The organism is Hanstruepera neustonica (genome assembly GCF_002895005.1).
GTDB classification, from domain to species: Bacteria; Bacteroidota; Bacteroidia; order Flavobacteriales; family Flavobacteriaceae; genus Hanstruepera; species Hanstruepera neustonica.
Genome location: NZ_POWF01000005.1, coordinates 44,375 through 61,877 on the forward strand (window position 1 = coordinate 44,375; position 17,503 = coordinate 61,877).

Annotated in this window: 15 protein-coding genes; 4 read left to right on the plus strand and 11 right to left on the minus strand. The window is 36.1% G+C overall.

Translation table 11 applies throughout. The features are described from left to right. Positions 1–4 precede the first annotated feature (4 nt). A complete protein-coding gene (locus C1T31_RS09445) occupies positions 5–706 on the minus strand; it encodes a DUF2490 domain-containing protein (protein WP_103052257.1) in 702 nt (233 codons plus the stop codon). An 87-nt stretch (positions 707–793) separates the two neighbouring features. On the opposite strand from C1T31_RS09445, the gene C1T31_RS09450 reads away from it, so the two are divergent. Continuing rightward, positions 794–1,702, plus strand: a complete 909-nt coding sequence (locus C1T31_RS09450; RefSeq protein ID WP_103052258.1) for a sterol desaturase family protein — start codon at positions 794–796, stop codon at positions 1,700–1,702. After that, positions 1,692–2,483 (plus strand): SDR family oxidoreductase, encoded by a 792-nt coding sequence (locus tag C1T31_RS09455; RefSeq protein ID WP_103052259.1) that lies wholly within the window; start codon positions 1,692–1,694, stop codon positions 2,481–2,483. The genes C1T31_RS09450 and C1T31_RS09455 overlap by 11 nt, the downstream gene beginning before the upstream one ends. Here the strand turns inward: C1T31_RS09455 and C1T31_RS09460 are convergent, their stop codons facing one another. The 7 genes from C1T31_RS09460 to C1T31_RS09490 form a co-directional block, all read right to left on the minus strand. Continuing rightward, entirely contained in the window at positions 2,484–3,161 is a 678-nt protein-coding gene (locus C1T31_RS09460; protein WP_103052260.1) for a metal-dependent hydrolase, read from the minus strand. A gap of 197 nt (positions 3,162–3,358) precedes the next feature. Further along, a complete protein-coding gene (gene menA, locus C1T31_RS09465; protein WP_103052261.1) occupies positions 3,359–4,261 on the minus strand; it encodes a 1,4-dihydroxy-2-naphthoate octaprenyltransferase in 903 nt (300 codons plus the stop codon). A gap of 9 nt (positions 4,262–4,270) precedes the next feature. Beyond that, positions 4,271–5,110 (minus strand): 1,4-dihydroxy-2-naphthoyl-CoA synthase, encoded by an 840-nt coding sequence (locus C1T31_RS09470; protein WP_103052262.1) that lies wholly within the window; start codon positions 5,108–5,110, stop codon positions 4,271–4,273. Positions 5,111–5,138: 28 nt separating this feature from the next. Then, positions 5,139–5,969, minus strand: coding sequence for a CvfB family protein (locus C1T31_RS09475; protein WP_103052263.1), 831 nt, complete (start codon positions 5,967–5,969; stop codon positions 5,139–5,141). A gap of 35 nt (positions 5,970–6,004) precedes the next feature. Further along, positions 6,005–7,765, minus strand: a complete 1,761-nt coding sequence (menD, locus tag C1T31_RS09480) for a 2-succinyl-5-enolpyruvyl-6-hydroxy-3-cyclohexene-1-carboxylate synthase (RefSeq protein WP_103052264.1) — start codon at positions 7,763–7,765, stop codon at positions 6,005–6,007. Between the two features lie 51 nt (positions 7,766–7,816). Further along, entirely contained in the window at positions 7,817–8,935 is a 1,119-nt protein-coding gene (locus tag C1T31_RS09485) for a chorismate-binding protein (RefSeq protein WP_103052265.1), read from the minus strand. A 2-nt stretch (positions 8,936–8,937) separates the two neighbouring features. Then, positions 8,938–9,363, minus strand: a complete 426-nt coding sequence (locus C1T31_RS09490) for a PaaI family thioesterase (protein ID WP_103052272.1) — start codon at positions 9,361–9,363, stop codon at positions 8,938–8,940. A gap of 53 nt (positions 9,364–9,416) precedes the next feature. Here C1T31_RS09490 and C1T31_RS09495 point away from each other — a divergent pair, with 53 nt between their 5' ends. Beyond that, positions 9,417–10,070 (plus strand): alpha/beta hydrolase, encoded by a 654-nt coding sequence (locus C1T31_RS09495; RefSeq protein ID WP_103052266.1) that lies wholly within the window; start codon positions 9,417–9,419, stop codon positions 10,068–10,070. Next, positions 10,070–10,645: a GNAT family N-acetyltransferase gene (locus C1T31_RS09500; RefSeq protein WP_103052267.1), complete on the plus strand. Its 576-nt coding sequence runs from the start codon at positions 10,070–10,072 to the stop codon at positions 10,643–10,645. The genes C1T31_RS09495 and C1T31_RS09500 overlap by 1 nt, the downstream gene beginning before the upstream one ends. A gap of 52 nt (positions 10,646–10,697) precedes the next feature. Here the strand turns inward: C1T31_RS09500 and C1T31_RS09505 are convergent, their stop codons facing one another. From C1T31_RS09505 to C1T31_RS14075, 3 genes are all read right to left on the minus strand, one after another. Further along, positions 10,698–11,690 (minus strand): fasciclin domain-containing protein, encoded by a 993-nt coding sequence (locus C1T31_RS09505; RefSeq protein ID WP_165780098.1) that lies wholly within the window; start codon positions 11,688–11,690, stop codon positions 10,698–10,700. 160 nt (positions 11,691–11,850) lie between these two features. Continuing rightward, positions 11,851–12,798 (minus strand): NAD(P)H-dependent flavin oxidoreductase, encoded by a 948-nt coding sequence (locus tag C1T31_RS09510; RefSeq protein WP_103052269.1) that lies wholly within the window; start codon positions 12,796–12,798, stop codon positions 11,851–11,853. Between the two features lie 168 nt (positions 12,799–12,966). After that, the coding region (locus tag C1T31_RS14075) for a T9SS type A sorting domain-containing protein (RefSeq protein WP_207764275.1) at positions 12,967–17,503 on the minus strand (4,537 nt) is incomplete at its 5' end.

Below are 17,503 nucleotides of genomic sequence, written 5' to 3' on the forward strand. Positions count from 1 at the left end.
CACGCTAAAAATTATGATGCATACTGACTTGTAATTGTCCCTTTCCTTGTGAATTAGTCTTTTGATTCATCCAACCCAGTTGAAATTTTATTTTTGGATTTAATACATAACCAACCCCTAAATAGGTTCGGTTTCTATCAAAAAACTCAACTGACTGACCTCCACCAATATTTTGCTCCCCATTTATAAAAAGTTCGTTATACAATGCTGCATAAAACGTGTTTTTTTTGAAAGTTTTTTTATTGAAAGGAATATTCATAAACAAGTTGTAACGGTAACGAGTTCTAAAATCTTGATCTTCCACGAACCGTTGCTCATATCTAAAACGATGGGTTAAATAAATACGTCCTCCAACTTTTTGAGGCAGCAATGCTTCTTGATAAATTCTGTTTTCAAAAGATGTATCATTACTTTCTCCCAAAGCACCAGAGGTAATATGGGCATAACCGAGCGTTAGTTTTATGTTTGCATTCTTGGGGCTAAAGGTAAATCCCGAACGCAAAAGCAACTGTTCCAAGTCTCCCATGATGTTCCAATTACGATATTGCATATCTCCTTGTATTCCAAATTGGCTTTCTCCAAAGTTGGTGTCAAAAAAATACATATACCAAGCTCCCATTTGATTAGGGTTTTGCGCTTGAGCCCTCTGAAATGAAAAAATGGTAAAAAAAATGAAAATAAATAAAAAACGTACCGTTTTTGACATAGTTGAATTTTTCTTTTGAATGATTTAAATCCAGAAGTTGGATTTTAAAAAAAAGCATTATTTTTAAAAGCACAAATATCCTATTTAATGCCTGAATTTCCAAATATCATACACTTCGCCATTCCCTTTTTTATACTATCCATGTTATTGGAATTATATGTAACGACTCGCGACAAATTTAAAGAAACCAAAGGCTATGAAACCAAAGACGCCTTTGCTTCCATTGCTATGGGTTTGGGCAATGTCTTTTTGGGTTTTTTAAGTAAAGCTTTAGTACTTGGGGCTTTTGTATTGATTTATGAAAATTTCAGGATTTTTACGATTCCTATTGCATGGTGGAGTTTCATATTAATTTTCTTTGCAGATGACATATCATATTACTGGTTCCATAGAATATCGCATGAGTGTCGCTTGTTTTGGGCATCGCATGTGGTGCATCATTCTTCGCAGTACTACAATTTAAGTACCGCTTTACGTCAAACTTGGTCTGGTGGATTCTATTCGTTCATTTTTTGGTTATGGATGCCATTGGTTGGGTTTCACCCTGCCATGATTTTGTTGCAGATGTCAATTAGCCTACTCTATCAATTCTGGATTCATACGGAGGCTATTGATAAAATGCCTAAATGGTTTGAGGCTGTCTTTAACACGCCATCACATCACAGAGTGCATCATGGTAGTAACCCTATTTATTTGGATAGAAATCACGCTGGTATTTTAATTATTTGGGATAAGTTATTTGGTACTTTTCAACCAGAACTTGAAAATGAGAGCGTGCAATACGGATTGGTCAAAAACATTAACACCTATAACCCGGTAAAAATTGCATTTATTGAATGGTATAATATGTTTAAAGATGCGCTCTCTGGGAAAAAATCGTTTAAAGATCGTTGGAATTATATTACTAAACCTCCAGGCTGGAAACACGATGGTACCGGAAAAGTAAGTGATGATTTACGTAATGAATGGTTAAAACAACAACATTATGACGTTTGAAAATAAAGTTGTTTGGATTACAGGAGCTAGTAGTGGTATTGGCAAGGAATTAGCTTTGACATTATCAAAAACTAATTGCAACTTGATTCTTTCATCAAGGCGAAAGGACGAATTAGAGCGGGTAAAATCTGCATGTAATAATACTGAAAACATAAAGGTTTTAGCTTTTGATTTAAGCCATTATGCCAATATGAAAACTATTGTTGAAGATGCTGTTAAAGCTTTTGGCAAAATAGACCTTTTAATTAATAATGGCGGTATCAGTCAGCGATCGCCAATTATCGATACGACTATTGAAGTTGATAAAAAACTTATGGAAGTTGACTATTTAGGAACCGTGGCATTATCTAAAGCACTACTAACGCATTTTATTGAAAACCAATCTGGTCATTATGTTGTAGTATCGAGTCTAATGGGCAAGTTTAGTTCGCCTTTTAGGTCTGCTTATTGCGGAGCCAAGCATGCCCTACATGGTTTTTTTGATGCCTTAAGATTGGAGCATGACAAAGACAATATAAAAGTCACGATGATTTGTCCTGGATTTGTAAATACCAATGTAGCTAGAAATGCTTTAACAGCAGACGGTAGTAAACAAGGCTATCAGGATAACATGACAGAGAATGGTTTACCTGTTAACGTATTTGTAAAACGCATGGTTAGAGCCATTGAAAAAGAAAAATACGAAGCCTATATTGGAAAGTTTGAAAAATTTGGCGTGTTTGTAAAACGGCTTTCTCCTAAATTATTACATAAATTGGTGCTGAAAAGCCGTGTTAGGTAATTATAGTTCTAGGCTCTCTCCTATTTCCAAAAGCATCAAGTCCTTATTTTTATCAAAAAACTTGCGTTTGGCTTCTTCGTGGTCAATTTCAATGTACCCAAAGGTATCATAGTGGTAACCCAAAACCTTATCGCATTGCACAAAATCACTTGCTAATATGGCATCATCAATTCCCATGGTAAAATTATCACCTATAGGTAGAATTGCTAAATCCAATTGAGTCTGCAATGGTATTAACTTCATATCCATGGTCAACGCAGTATCACCAGCTATATATATGTTTTTGTGCTCCCCTTCAATGACAAAACCCCCAGGTTGACCACCATAGCTACCATCTGGAAATGATGATGTGTGAATGGCATTAACATACTTTACATTACCAAACTCAAAATCCCAGTTTCCACCGTGGTTCATAGGATGTCCTTCAAGGCCTTTATTCTGGAAATGGGTCACAATTTCAAAATTTGAAATAATAACGGCGTCTGTTCGTTTTGCAATACTTTCAACATCCAAAATATGATCTTGATGCGCATGAGTCAATAAAATATAATCTGCTTTTAATGAATGGATATCTATATGAGAAGCTTTCTCATTGGCACTAATAAAGGGATCAACCAATATGTGAACATCATTAACTTCTATGCCTAGACTGGCATGCCCATAAAACGTGATTTTCATAAATTAAATTTTGATTCAAAATACAAAAAAACTCAAGTAAATTTTAAAATTTACTTGAGTTTTCTATCCCGATAATTGAAACTGGTTAATAGCTTCTTGATGTTGAATATTCTCTTCAACAACATTAAATTACAGCTATTATATTGAAATTCAAATATTTGTAGTTAAAAACCCAACTTTATCGATTAAGAGTCATTTTATATCAAATAACCTATACTCATTAAAACAGCCATGAAAAACGTAGAAAGTGCCACTTTTTTCAATTCTGGATCTAATAATGCGGGTTCATCGACAGTATTTACTGTTTTCAAATGTTTGATTAATGGAATAAAAACCAGTAAGAAAATAAAATTGAAAGGATTGGTATAGTATAAAATTGCAAAAACCAACGACAAGACCATGGCGCTGAAAATGAGAAAGTAATGATATTTTTTAGCTTTTTCAAATCCCAGTCTTACTGCTATCGTAATTTTATTGGATTTCAAATCAGATTCAATATCCCTTAAATTATTTAAGTTCAATACTGCAACACTTAAAAGCCCAATGATGGCAGCCGGTAGTATAACGACATGGTCAATTTGCCGTGAAAATAAAAAGTAACCTCCTAGCACGCTAACCAAACCAAAAAATACAAAAACATATAAATCCCCCAATCCCTTATAACCATATGCATCATCGCCTATAGTGTACTTGATTGAAGCATAAATTGAAATACCTCCCAAAACAAAAAACAGCACAGCATACCAAAAATGAGTCACTCCAAATGCAGCTAAAATCAAAAAGAAAGCCAATGCGATAGTAATGAGAATATTAATTTTTATGGCATTGTACATACTTGAAGGAGAAATTTTACCACTTTGAATTGCACGTTCTGGACCAATGCGCTGATTATTATCGGTGCCTTTTACACCATCGCCATAATCGTTAGCAAAATTGGATAGTATTTGTAAACTCAAAGTTGTCAATATCGCCAACGCAAATACGATCCAATTAAAAAAACCATTATATTCTGCAAAACAACCTGCGAGAATGATTCCAGAAACCGATAAGGGTAAGGTTCGTAGTCTGGCTGCCGAAACCCAATGCTTAAAATTGCTCATAGTGCGAAATTATGGAATCCACTTTTTAGGAAAGTTTGGTTTGCGTTTTTCCAAAAATGCATCACGTCCTTCTTTAGCTTCATCTGTCATATAGGCTAATCGGGTTGCTTCTCCTGCAAATACTTGTTGGCCTACCATACCATCATCGGTCAGATTCATAGCAAACTTCAACATTTTAATGGACGTCGGAGATTTAGCTAGTATTTCTTGAGCCCATTCATAGGCCGTAGCTTCTAATTCAGCATGTGGTATTACGGCGTTTACCATACCCATTTCAAAAGCTTCCTGTGCAGAATAATTTCTTCCTAAAAAGAAAATTTCCCGAGCCTTTTTCTGACCTACCATTTTGGCTAGATAAGCAGATCCGTAACCACCATCAAAACTGGTTACGTCAGCATCGGTTTGTTTAAAAATTGCATGTTCTTTACTGGCAAGCGTTAAATCGCAAACAACATGTAAACTATGACCGCCACCAACTGCCCAACCAGGCACAACTGCTATAACCGCTTTAGGCATAAACCGAATAAGACGTTGTACTTCTAAAATATTCAATCGATGGTAACCATCGTCACCAACATAACCTTGATGACCTCTAGCCTTTTGATCACCACCAGAACAGAAACTCCAGATACCATCTTTAGTTGAAGGACCTTCAGCTGAAAGCAATACCACACCAATACTGGTATCTTCGTTAGCATCATAAAAGGCATCGTAAAGTTCGCTTGTGGTTTTTGGCCTAAAAGCATTTCTTACGTCTGGTCTATTGAAAGCAATTCTAGCTACACCATCACACTTCATGTATGTGATATCTTGATATTCTTTAGCAGTTTTCCAATTAGCAACACTCATTATTTTGTTTTTTTCAAATGTAAATATCTTAATTTAAATAAATTCCGTCATCCTTAATGACTATAAGTTTTTGTTTATATAATGAGCCAATAGCTTTTTTAAAACTTTTTTTACTCATCTGCAACATACGCTTTATGTCATCAGGATCTGATTTGTCAGAAAGGTTTAAATAACCACTATTATCTTCAAGTTCCTTCATGATTAATTCAGCGTTCGGCTCGATGTTTCTATACCCAACTTGACCAAGTGCAATATCCAATTTATTGCCAGATCGGATTTTTTTGACAACCCCTTTTAGTCGATCTCCTACACTTATATCCTGAAAAATATTATCGTTATAAATGAGTCCTAAATGTTTTTTGTTAACAATAACATTCATGCCAATTTCTGAAGGATGCGAAACGATTAAATCGACTTCATCGAACTGATTAACAGTCAATTCCTTGTTATCCAAAAATCGATTGGTTTTACTTGAAGCTACCAATCTATCGGTTTTTTCATCCAAATAACAATACACCAAATACCAACCGCCCTTTTTCATTTTAAAGGCTTGCTCCTTAAACGGACAGAATAATTCCTTAACCATTCCCCAATCCAAAAAAGCCCCCATTTTAGTAACCGCATTGCAGCGCAGCAAGGCAAAATCACCTCTTTTAATATAGGGTTTGTCGGTTACAGCAACCAAACGCTCTTCATTATCCAGATACACAAAAACCTCCAGTGAATCACCAATTTCAAACGACGCTGGCACATAACGATTAGGCAACAGCACTTCGTTTTCTTCATTATCACCTAAAAACAAACCTGGTTCTGTGTCTCTTAAAATGGTGAGTGTATTATATTCTCCAATTTGTATCATGTGGTAAAGGTAAAGATAATCTATAAGCTTTGTGTTTATTTAATGAATTTGAAATATTCCAGAAGTACTTCATCATTTACGGTTCTGGGTGTAAAAACCTCCAACAATTTTGGTGTTTCAGAAGCCTCGAAAAAAGTTTTAAGCTGTAATTTGAGTTGTTTTTCCGTTGAAGCCATGTCATACTCAAAACCAAACATTTTGCAAAGGTGTTTCGCAGTTAAGTTATGACTCGTTTCAAAATAGGTGTCAAAATAATCCGAATTTTTGTTTCCTGGAAGAATTCTGAATATACCGCCTCCTTGATTATTAATGACTATAATCCTAAAATTATTGGGAATGTAGTTATTCCATAATGCATTACTATCGTAAAAGAAGCTTAAATCGCCCGTAATTAGGGTCGTTTGCCTATCTGAAACCACCGAGTATCCAATTGCTGTGGATGTACTACCGTCTATTCCACTAGTTCCACGATTACAAAAAACTTGAATGGTTTTATTCATATCAAATAATTGCGCATACCGAACTGTTGAACTATTTCCCAATTGTAAAACAGAATTATTTGGTAAAGCCTTTAGGGTATTCTCAAAAAATTTAAAATCACAAAATGGTATTTGTTTCAAATAGTCACTATGTCTTTCTATCCTTTTATCCTTAACTACTTCCCAATTGGTTTTATAATCACTCTTTACAAAATGGGTGATTTTTGGTAAAAAATTCTCAAAAAACTGATTTGGATGGATTTGCAAATGTTTTTCCAAACAAAAAAACGTGTCGTTGGCATCATGTTCATCAATATGCCAATGTTGCTTTGGCTGATATTTTCTTAAGAAAGCTTTGATTTTTTTGGAAACAATTAATCCACCAAATGTCACTAAAATATCAGGCTGCAATTCCTTAAAATCTGTTTCATCAAGAGGTGCTATAATCTTATCTATACTAGGAAAAAAGCCCTGATGATGTAAATTTGAAGTCGTTTCAGTAAAGACAATTACGCTATTATCCTTTGCCAATTCATCTAACCATTTTTGATCAATATCATTAGGTTGATTAACACCAACCAAGATCATTTTTTTTGTAGCTTGATTCCAATCATCCAAACAGCCATTAAAAATATAATCGTCAATTTTTGACTGTTTTAATTCAGGTTGTATATTTTTGGGTTTTACTGATAAGGTTTCTACCACTTCATACAAGGGTTCATCAAAGGGAATATTAATATGTACCGGACCGTTTTTCTGTATTGCTTTGTTTAGGGCTTTGTTTATTTCAGTTTCATTATCTTGTTGTAACTCCTGTTTAATCCCTAAAAACCGTTCCAGTTTATTTTCTAAACTTTTAAAGATTGCAGGTTCATCCTCTTCATTGGGATTAAATTCATCATCGACATTTAATTTTAAATTGGCCGAATAAAGAATATGATTTTTAAAGACATCTTTTTGATTGATTGTTTGTCCATCACCAATTCCAATGAGATGCTTTGGTCTATCTGCAGAAAGGACCACCAAAGGAATCCCACTATAAAAAGCTTCAGCGATAGCAGGGTAATAATTCAATAAAGCACTTCCGGAAGTACAAACCAAGGCTGTTGGATGCTGCAATTGTTGAGCCATTCCCAAAGCAAAAAATGCGGCACAACGTTCATCAACAATACTATAACAAGTAAAAAAATCATCATTGGAAAACCCAATAGTAAGCGGTGCATTACGACTACCAGGAGAAATTACTATATGCTTGATATTTTTGGCTTTACAAAGCTGAATTACCGATTGCGCAAGAGGGATTTTTGGGTATAACATAAAGAGTTAAATTCTCTGTGTAAAGGTACTAATTAGTAGTAGTATTTAAAACTAGTAAAGTGCCTTTTTTATGGTCATGGACTTCGAGACAGTTTCCTGCCATTCTCGTTCTGGTTCAGAATCTCCAGTGATTCCTCCTCCTACATAAATGAGTGCTTCATTATTTTTCAATTGCATACAGCGTAAATTGACAAATAAGTTAGAAACGTTTCGGATTGCTGAATAGGCATTGTTTTCTATGTTCTGCCTATTTCTATTTCTTGAAATCTGTTCCTTAAAATTGAGCTCTCCTAAATACCCCGTGTAAAATTCTCTATCATAACCTTCCTCCTTTAAAATAAATTGCTTGGCTGGTTCTTTAGGAAAACCACAAACCGCTGGAGTTGGATGTAAGGCATTAACTATGTGTTCCAAATTGTTCGATTTAAGCGTACCATAAATTAAGGATTTTAAATGTACCAAATTGCCAGCTTGTACGGTTTTTGGATCCGACACATGTAAAGCTGCTGTTGAGTCCTGCAATTGAGATACAATATAATCCGTTACAATTTGTTGTTCATTTTTTTCTTTAACCGACCATTGAGCCAAATTAACTTGAGATTGTAAAGTTCCAGCCAATGACATCGTCTCAAAATAATTGTTAGATATTTTTATTAAGGTTTCCGGTGTGGCACCCAACCACAACCCTACTTTGGGATGGAACCAGCAATAAACAAAAGCTTGAGAATAATTGTCAAGTAAGCGTTTAAATAGTTCAATGGGATTATTTTCTTGGAGTTTCACCATATCAACTCGAGACAAAACCACCTTTTCAAAATGACCTTCCTTAATGGTATTTATACCTTTACTAACTAATTGAATGTGATGGTCTCTTTGGTTGCTATCATATAATTCACCTTTTTCTAGGGAATTAACATCTACATTATTTGATTTATGATAGTCACTTTGAATACATTCAGAATCTTCCAAAGGAATAATAACGGTATCATTTGAACTGTCAAAAGGAGCCAATACAAATCCACTAGAAGTAAAATCCCTTAAAATATGAAGTGCCTCTGTGTTTTGTAGTAAACTGAAAAGTGTATTCTCGTTGGGTTTTTTATAGGCAACAAACGGTAACTTATTTGTAAATTGGTTTTCTAACTTCTTAAAGAAAAGGTTTGAATCCATAGCTATTTATTGCGTGGCAAGGATATCGTTGAAAGCCTACAAACCGAAATTAAATTATCATGATCATCAGTTACTCGAATATCCAATAATTGGGTGGTTCTTCCTTTATGTAAAAAAGTAGCTTTGGCGTATACATGACCGTTTTTAACACTTTTCAGGTGGTTAGCTGTAATTTCAATACCGCGAACAAAGACTTCTTCCAAATTGGAAAATAGATGTGACGCAAAACTACCAACACTTTCAGCTAAAGCCGCAGTGGCTCCACCATGTAAAACACCATCAGGCTGATAAACTCTTTCATTGACAGGCATTTTTGCTACTAAATAATCATCACCAAAATCTGTAATGGATATTTCAAGCGTTTCCATAAGGGTATGCTTACATACTTCGTTAATTTGTTTTAATTTATCTTCTTTAGATAATTGCATAAAATTCATGTATTTTTAAAACGAATTGTAAAAATACGAAACCAGACCCAAGAATGCACCTATCAGAAAAAGAAATATCCTATCAAACCACAAACAGTTTTAGCACGCTAAATTCTCTTACCAAAAAAACCAAAACAGTCTGGTTTGTTTGTCATGGTATGGGCTATTTAAGTCGCTACTTTTTGCGGTATTTTGAAAGCTTAAACGCAGATGAAAATTATATTATTGCACCTCAAGCTCCAAGTAAATATTATATTGGCCCAAAATTCAGACATGTTGGTGCCAGTTGGTTGACCAAGGAAAATACATCTAAAGAAACTGACAATGTCATGCGCTATTTCGATGCTGTTTTTGAATCTGAAAATATTCCATCCGACAAAAAATTCATTATTTTAGGTTATTCGCAAGGCGTTAGTGTGGCTATGCGCTATATGGCCAAAAGAAAATTACAACCTGATCAATTAATTTTACATTCAGGAGGTATTCCCATTGAATTGACATCTGAAGATTTTAGTTACTTTAAGGGTGACGTTTATTTGGTTTATGGGGATAGTGATGAATATTTGAATCAAGACCGTATAGATCAAGAAATTGAAAAATCTAAATTACTTTTTGGAGATAAGGTAGCTATTATGCCATTTGAAGGTGGACATATTGTGAATACAAACCTCATTAAATCCATTTCAAATCAACTTTCAACGAACTAATGAAAGATATAACGTTAGAAAACGAACGCGTGAAACTATCGCTGTTAGATTTGAGCAATTATAAACACTTGATTGCTATTGCCAATGAAAAGGATTTGATATTTTATTCGCCTTCTGATATTTCAACTCCTGAAAAACTAAAGGACTATGTAGCCATTGCTGTGGATGGTTTTTACCAACAGACAACCATTCCATTTTTGATTTATGACAAAATCAAACAGGCTCATGCTGGCAGTACCCGTTACGGATTAATAAACTGGAAAAATAAAGTACTCCACATTGGCTGGACGTGGATTGGTCATGATTTTCAAGGAACGGATTTGAATAAACACATGAAATTTTTAATGCTGCAATATGCGTTTGAATCCATGAAGTTTGAAAAAGTAGAGTTTAGAATTGATGAACGCAACATCAAATCACGTAAAGCTGTAGAAAAAATTGGCGCCACATTGGAAGGTATTCTGCGTAAAGACACCTTAATGCTCGATGGATTTAGGCGCAGTACCTGTTGTTATGGTATCTTGAAAGAGGAATGGGAATATTTAAAAGCAACGGTATTTATAGATATACATTAAAAAAGGCTATCTTTTTCAGATAGCCTTAAATTTTTCTTTTTCATCGTAAGTATTATGGTAATAGGACACGATCAATAACATGTACAACACCATTTGTGGCTTGCACATTAAGTAATTCTGGAACTAGTCCAACTTCTCGATTATTGGCATCGGTTAAAGTTAATGTAATTAAATCTAGTTGAAAGTCTCCATTAAGAGTCGTTACTGGACCACTAGATAAATCACTTGAGTAAACACGACCGCCTACAACATGATAAAGCAATACATTTGCCAAAAGTTCAATATCTTCAGGTGTGTCAAAATCCTCCAGACTATCGTAGCCATCTAATTCAGATAACACAGCAACAAAGGCATCATTAGTTGGTGCAAAAACCGTGTAAGGTCCATTATTAGCTATAACTGTATCCAAACCTGTTAATTCTAAAACATCAACAAGTATTGAAAACTCTGGATCAAAACTTTCAGCTAATTCCAACAAATTATCAGAAGGTGGCAACAAAACTTGATCTATAACATGAATAACACCGTTTCTTACCTGAACATCAGCAGCAATGACATTTGATTCATTAATCATAACGCCATTTTCTAAATTTACTTGAACGGCTGCTCCATTGAGTGTTGGAACAAACCCATTCATCAAATCACTACTGAATACTATATCTCCCAAAACATGATATAGCAGTATTTCTTCCAAATTGGGAACAGTAGTGATATTTCTTTGGTTGAGACCCAAAGCTTCAAAAGCTTCATCAGTTGGAGCAAAAACAGTCAATCGATTAGAAGAAACAACTCCTGCTAAACCGGTTCTGGCCAAAGCAACATTTAAGGTCTTGAAAGTAGGTCTTGAATTTCTTCTGTCGGTTGTTTCCGGCGTATCATAACTTTTTAGTACTTCTACAATAGACGGTTCCGTTGTATTTAATTCTATTGCATCGGTTTCTTCAGTACTACATGAAACTATACTTAAAGTCAGAAGAAGAGTGAGTAAAGAAAATGGAATAAATAAATTTAGATTGGGGAATTTGAAAAGCTTAATTGGTTTCATAGTATCTAGCATTTTTATTAATATTCCTCAAGATACTAATTTTGTCTAACTAAATAAAATATTTGTTAGACATTTTATTCTTATAATAACATAACTAAAATTTATTATTTTATTTTAAGAATAATTTTTATGAATGATAAATTCCAAAAATGCCGAATAATTAGTTCGTTAGTTTTTTTATGATGTCTTTGACTGGTAAAATTGAAGTAGTATGTTCAATACTTGGGCCAGCAACCCATACCGTTTTATAGGTAGCTTTTAGGGCGGCTTTTTCTGTTGCTTTCATACCTATATAAAAACGAAGCATTTTAACCCACTTTTTTAATTTTCGGTTTTTGTTTAAAAGTCTTTCTATCCAAGGAGATTTTGTACCAATTTTTTGAACATAAGGCGTATTAATGACTGTACAGGGCGTTCCCGAAATACGTTCAGTGACAACAATATCGTTTTCTCCATAATCAACACATGCCTGCTTATATTCTTGAGTAACATTGGCCTCTACTGACGCAATGAAAGGACTACCAACTGAAACCCCATCAGCACCGTAACCAAGTATTTTGTCTATATCTGCTTTACATCCGACACCACCAGCTGAAATTATTGGAATGGTTAATTCCTTTTTTAATTGCTTTATTAAATCTTCTGGGGACAAATTACCTCGATGTCCGCCAGCTTGATTATTGACAGCAATGGCAGCATCTGCACCCAATTGTTCTACTTTTCTTGCAAAGTGTAAATCAGTAACATCACAAAACACTTTAATGCCTACCGCATGAGCTTCCCTAATGGTTTCTTCAGGACTACCTAATGAGGTAATAATAAAATCACAACCTTCTTCACAGAGAACCTGCAATTGTTCTTTATATTTAATATTTGACTTATTGACTATTAAATTAAAGCCAAACGCCCCACCTGTAACCTTTGCAGACTTTAGTTCCTTAATGGCATTTCTTAATTCAGGTAAGGTTCTATAATTTAATGCTGGTATGCAACCCGCAATCCCTGATTCCATAGCTTCAATAACCATGGATGTGTTAGAAACCAAAAACATAGGAGCCTGAATAATGGGATAATTAATATTCAATATTTGGGTGAGTTTCGTTTTCATAGAAGAAATATTTACAGCAAATATAACTAATTTATTATGCGTGCATAATTAAAATAACGAAATGACAAAAGATAAAATAATGAATCGGATGACTAATAAATTCGAAAATTCTTAAAAATAAAAAGGTGGTCCAAAGACCACCTTTTTTAAATTTATGAACTATCTAAATTAGTTTTTCTTCATAATAATCTTCTTAATATCGACACCACTTTTGGTTGTCATTCTAACGAAGAGAATATGATCTGATTCTTCAGACATGTCAATTTGCATAGTCTCATCAGTACCAGCTTTATAATTCTGTTTAATCTCTCTTTTCAAGATTATGCCACGCATATTCAAGACTTCTACTGTTACATCACTGTCAATATCTAATTCGTAATTAACGTTCAATGTATTAGTATTTACTGTTTGGTATGTTCTAAATCCAAAGTTAGAGAATGATGTGTATGCACCAGTAAATCCGCCATTACTTGAAGGGTCTTGATCACTGCATTCTACACCTTCATCCGGTATATAACTACCACCTTCATTTTCAGAAACAGAACATTGACATACCACTTCACAAGTTACTGCGTGAACAATAACATACAATGGTCCAGATGCTGCAACAGGGCCTACTGTGTAACTAGAAACATAATCTAAATCACCTGAAGGATTAAAATTATATTGACCTGGCGCTACAGTATAGACTTCTCTCCTACCACGTATCTGTGTTGGATACTTTTCACAACCAATGTATACATGTGCTTCATTCATGACATAGCCTTCATACATGTTTATATTGACAGTTATATATCCATCTCTATATATGATTTCAGCATTGCCTACAGGAGTTCTGTTACTTATATCACAATGAGCAGCACCAGCATACATATCCATCATGTAGGAGCTTTTCGATTCTCCCTCAATGTAATTAGTCCATCCCCATCTACTAAATCGTGGAATAAAGCATTCACTTCCTTTTATTAAACGCCCGAAAGCGGTTTCACAGTTTTCAAACTCATCAACAGTCCAAGTATAAGTTATACTTAATTCATCGGAATTACCGCATGAGTCTGTGTAAGTTGCTGTCCATGTTTGTGAAAAATCACATCCATCTCGCATGGGGCCATCAGTAGAAGGATCTAAAAACATTTCTCCATCTAAACAGTTATCTTCAACCTTAAACATTGGAGGTACTATTTCTGGATTACATCCAATATCGCCACTACTACAATCTGATGTTATAACTGGGTCTTCGGTATCTACAGTCCAAGTGTAAGTCACACTTACCTCTTGAGCAGCATTGCCACAACCATCGCTGTAGTTTGCTGTCCAAGTTTGGCTGTATGCACATCCTTCATTAGTTGGACCTTCGGTACTTGGAACTAAAGGTATCTCAATGTCTACACAGTTGTCTTCTGCCTTAAATTGTGGCGGTACGATCTCTGGATTACAGCCTAAATCGCCACTGGTTCCATTTGTTGTTATGATTGGAGCTTCAGTATCCACAGTCCAAGTGTAAGTCACGCTTACCTCTTGAGCAGCATTGCCACAAGCATCGCTGTAGTTTGCTGTCCAAGTTTGGCTGTATGCACATCCTTCATTAGTTGGACCTTCGGTACTTGGAACTAAAGGTATCTCACTGTCTACACAGTTGTCTTCTGCCTTAAATTGTGGCGGTATGATCTCTGGATTACAACCTAAATCGCCACTGGTTCCATTTGTTGTTATGATTGGAGCTTCAGTATCCACAGTCCAAGCGTAAGTCACGCTTACCTCTTGAGCAGCATTGCCACAAGCATCGCTGTAGTTTGCTGTCCAAGTTTGGCTGTATGCACATCCTTCATTAGTTGGACCTTCGGTACTTGGAACTAAAGGTATCTCACTGTCTACACAGTTGTCTTCTGCCTTAAATTGTGGCGGTACGATCTCTGGATTACAACCTAAATCGCCACTGATCCCATTCGTTGTTATTATTGGAGCTTCAGTATCTACAGACCATGTAAATGTGATACTTAAAGGTTCTGCAGCATTGTCACATGGATCTGTATAATTCGCTGTCCATGTCTGACTGTATGCACAACCGTCATTGGTTGGACCTTCTGTTGAAGCTTGTAATTCCACTTCACCAGCACAGTTATCATCTGCCTTGAATGTTGGTGGTACGATCTCTGGGTTACAGCCTAAATAACCACTTTCACTATCAGATGTGATAACTGGCACTTCCATATCTACAGTCCAAGTATAGGTAATACTAGCCTGAACTGCTACATTATCGCAACCATCTGTATAATCTGCTGTCCAAGTCTGGCTATATGAACAACCGTCATTAATTGGACCCGATGTTACTGCATCAACTGGCATATCTTGACCTAAACAGTTGTCGCTAACGCTGAACGTTGGCGCCACTACTTCTGGATTACATCCTAAATCGCCGCTAACAGCATCCGTTGAAATAACAGGTGCTTCTGTATCTACAGTCCAGGTATAGGTTATACTAGCTTGTACTGCGGCATTATCACAACCATCTGTATAATCTGCTGTCCAAGTCTGGCTGTATGAACAACCGTCATTCGTTGGACCTGATGTTACTGCATCTACTGGCATATCCTGACCTAAACAGTTATCACTTACGCTAAAGGTTGGTGCTACCACTTCTGGATTACATCCTAAATCGCCACTCACAGCATCCGTTGAAATAACTGGTGCTTCTGTATCTACAGTCCAGGTATAGGTAATACTAGCTTGTACTGCGGCATTATCACAACCATCTGTATAATCTGCTGTCCAAGTCTGGCTGTATGAACAACCGTCATTCGTTGGACCTGATGTTACTGCATCAACTGGCATATCTTGACCTAAACAGTTGTCGCTTACGCTAAACGTTGGTGCTACCACTTCTGGATTACATCCTAAATCGCCACTCACAGAATCCGTTGAAATAACTGGTGCTTCTGTATCTACAGTCCAGGTATAGGTTATACTAGCTTGTACTGCGGCATTATCACAACCATCTGTATAATCTGCTGTCCAAGTCTGGCTGTATGAACAACCATCATTCGTTGGACCTGATGTTACCGCATCAATTGGCATATCCTGATCTAAACAGTTGTCGCTAACGCTAAAGGTTGGTGCTACCACTTCTGGGTTACAACCTAAATCACCGCTAACAGCATCCGTTGAAATAACTGGAGCTTCTGTATCTACAGTCCAGGTATAGGTTATACTAGCTTGTACTGCGGCATTATCACAACCATCTGTATAATCTGCTGTCCAAGTCTGGCTGTATGAACAACCGTCATTCGTTGGACCTGATGTTACTGCATCTACTGATATATCCTGATCTAAACAGTTGTCGCTAACGCTAAACGTTGGTGCTACCACTTCTGGATTACATCCTAAATCGCCACTCACAGAATCCGTTGAAATAACTGGTGCTTCTGTATCTACAGTCCAGGTATAGGTTATACTAGCTTGTACTGCGGCATTATCACAACCATCTGTATAATCTGCTGTCCAAGTCTGGCTGTATGAACAACCATCATTCGTTGGACCTGATGTTACCGCATCAATTGGCATATCCTGATCTAAACAGTTGTCGCTAACGCTAAAGGTTGGTGCTACCACTTCTGGGTTACAACCTAAATCACCGCTAACAGCATCCGTTGAAATAACTGGAGCTTCTTCATCTGCTTCTACTGCAAAAGTTGCTGAACAACTCTCTTCCAATCCACAGTCATCTGTTACCGTGTAAGTAATCATAATAGATCCACCACAAGCTAAAGGAGCTTGATATACACTCAAATCGGTATCAATAGCATTGGTTCCGCCTTCATAACTAAATTGTGTGATCCAAGCATCAAAGGCAGCATTTACTGCATCTTGTGATTGACATGATGCCTCATTAGCATCGCCTGGACAATTGATTATTATTGGATTATCTATAACGGTAATCTGTGCTGCCGCATTGGATGTGGTAACACAACCATCTTCTGTCATTAATTCTACAAAGTACACATAATCACCTCCTACGGTTGGTGTATCTGGGCACCCATCGTTATCCTCATCTACGATTGGTTGTAATGGACCTCCATTAAAGGTATAGCCTACCCATACTATCTCACCTACTGGTGCACTGGCATAGTTACAAATATTGGCAGTTTCATCGCCTAAACAGAATTCACCTGAAGAGGTATTGGGCTCTTCATTGGTGCCTCCAAAGGTGTAGGCAACCATATCAGATCCTACACATCCATTACTATCTGTATAGGTATAAGTAAATGGTGAACACAATGGACTTGCGGCTGTTGGATCAAATGCTCCACAGGCTGTTGTCCAAACGCCACCTTCTTGTCCTGCTGGCTCTAATTCCGTTAAATCTACTGATGTCACATCTGGGCATACTTCTTGATCGTCTATTTCTATTACTGGTAATGGCCATTCACTTACTGATAAATTAATATTATAATCACAGCCATTTTGATCTTGAGATACTACCGTTATTGTTCCATCTGTGGCAAATACCTCGTAATCCTGTCCGTCAATATTCCATGTATAAGAATCCCCATCACATACCGTTTCGTTTCTATTGTCATCTTCGGTTTGGTCATATTCGCTTACAGATAAATTAATGTTGTAATCACAGCCGTTTTGATCTTGTGAAACAACGGTAACCGTTCCATCTGTTGCAAATACCTCGTAATCCTGTCCGTCAATATTCCAT

Bases quoted from the DNA above. Each gene is read 5' to 3' on its own strand.
- C1T31_RS09450 (WP_103052258.1), top strand. From the start codon at position 794: ATGCCTGAATTTCCAAATATCATACACTTCGCCATTCCCTTTTTTATA.
- menD (WP_103052264.1), bottom strand. From the start codon at position 7,765: ATGTTATACCCAAAAATCCCTCTTGCGCAATCGGTAATTCAGCTTTGT.
- C1T31_RS09475 (WP_103052263.1), bottom strand. From the start codon at position 5,969: ATGATACAAATTGGAGAATATAATACACTCACCATTTTAAGAGACACA.
- C1T31_RS09495 (WP_103052266.1), top strand. From the start codon at position 9,417: ATGCACCTATCAGAAAAAGAAATATCCTATCAAACCACAAACAGTTTT.
- C1T31_RS09505 (WP_165780098.1), bottom strand. From the start codon at position 11,690: ATGAAACCAATTAAGCTTTTCAAATTCCCCAATCTAAATTTATTTATT.
- menA (WP_103052261.1), bottom strand. From the start codon at position 4,261: ATGAGCAATTTTAAGCATTGGGTTTCGGCAGCCAGACTACGAACCTTA.
- C1T31_RS09510 (WP_103052269.1), bottom strand. From the start codon at position 12,798: ATGAAAACGAAACTCACCCAAATATTGAATATTAATTATCCCATTATT.
- C1T31_RS09490 (WP_103052272.1), bottom strand. From the start codon at position 9,363: ATGCAATTATCTAAAGAAGATAAATTAAAACAAATTAACGAAGTATGT.
- C1T31_RS09445 (WP_103052257.1), bottom strand. From the start codon at position 706: ATGTCAAAAACGGTACGTTTTTTATTTATTTTCATTTTTTTTACCATT.
- C1T31_RS09500 (WP_103052267.1), top strand. From the start codon at position 10,070: ATGAAAGATATAACGTTAGAAAACGAACGCGTGAAACTATCGCTGTTA.
- C1T31_RS09460 (WP_103052260.1), bottom strand. From the start codon at position 3,161: ATGAAAATCACGTTTTATGGGCATGCCAGTCTAGGCATAGAAGTTAAT.
- C1T31_RS09455 (WP_103052259.1), top strand. From the start codon at position 1,692: ATGACGTTTGAAAATAAAGTTGTTTGGATTACAGGAGCTAGTAGTGGT.
- C1T31_RS09485 (WP_103052265.1), bottom strand. From the start codon at position 8,935: ATGGATTCAAACCTTTTCTTTAAGAAGTTAGAAAACCAATTTACAAAT.
- C1T31_RS09470 (WP_103052262.1), bottom strand. From the start codon at position 5,110: ATGAGTGTTGCTAATTGGAAAACTGCTAAAGAATATCAAGATATCACA.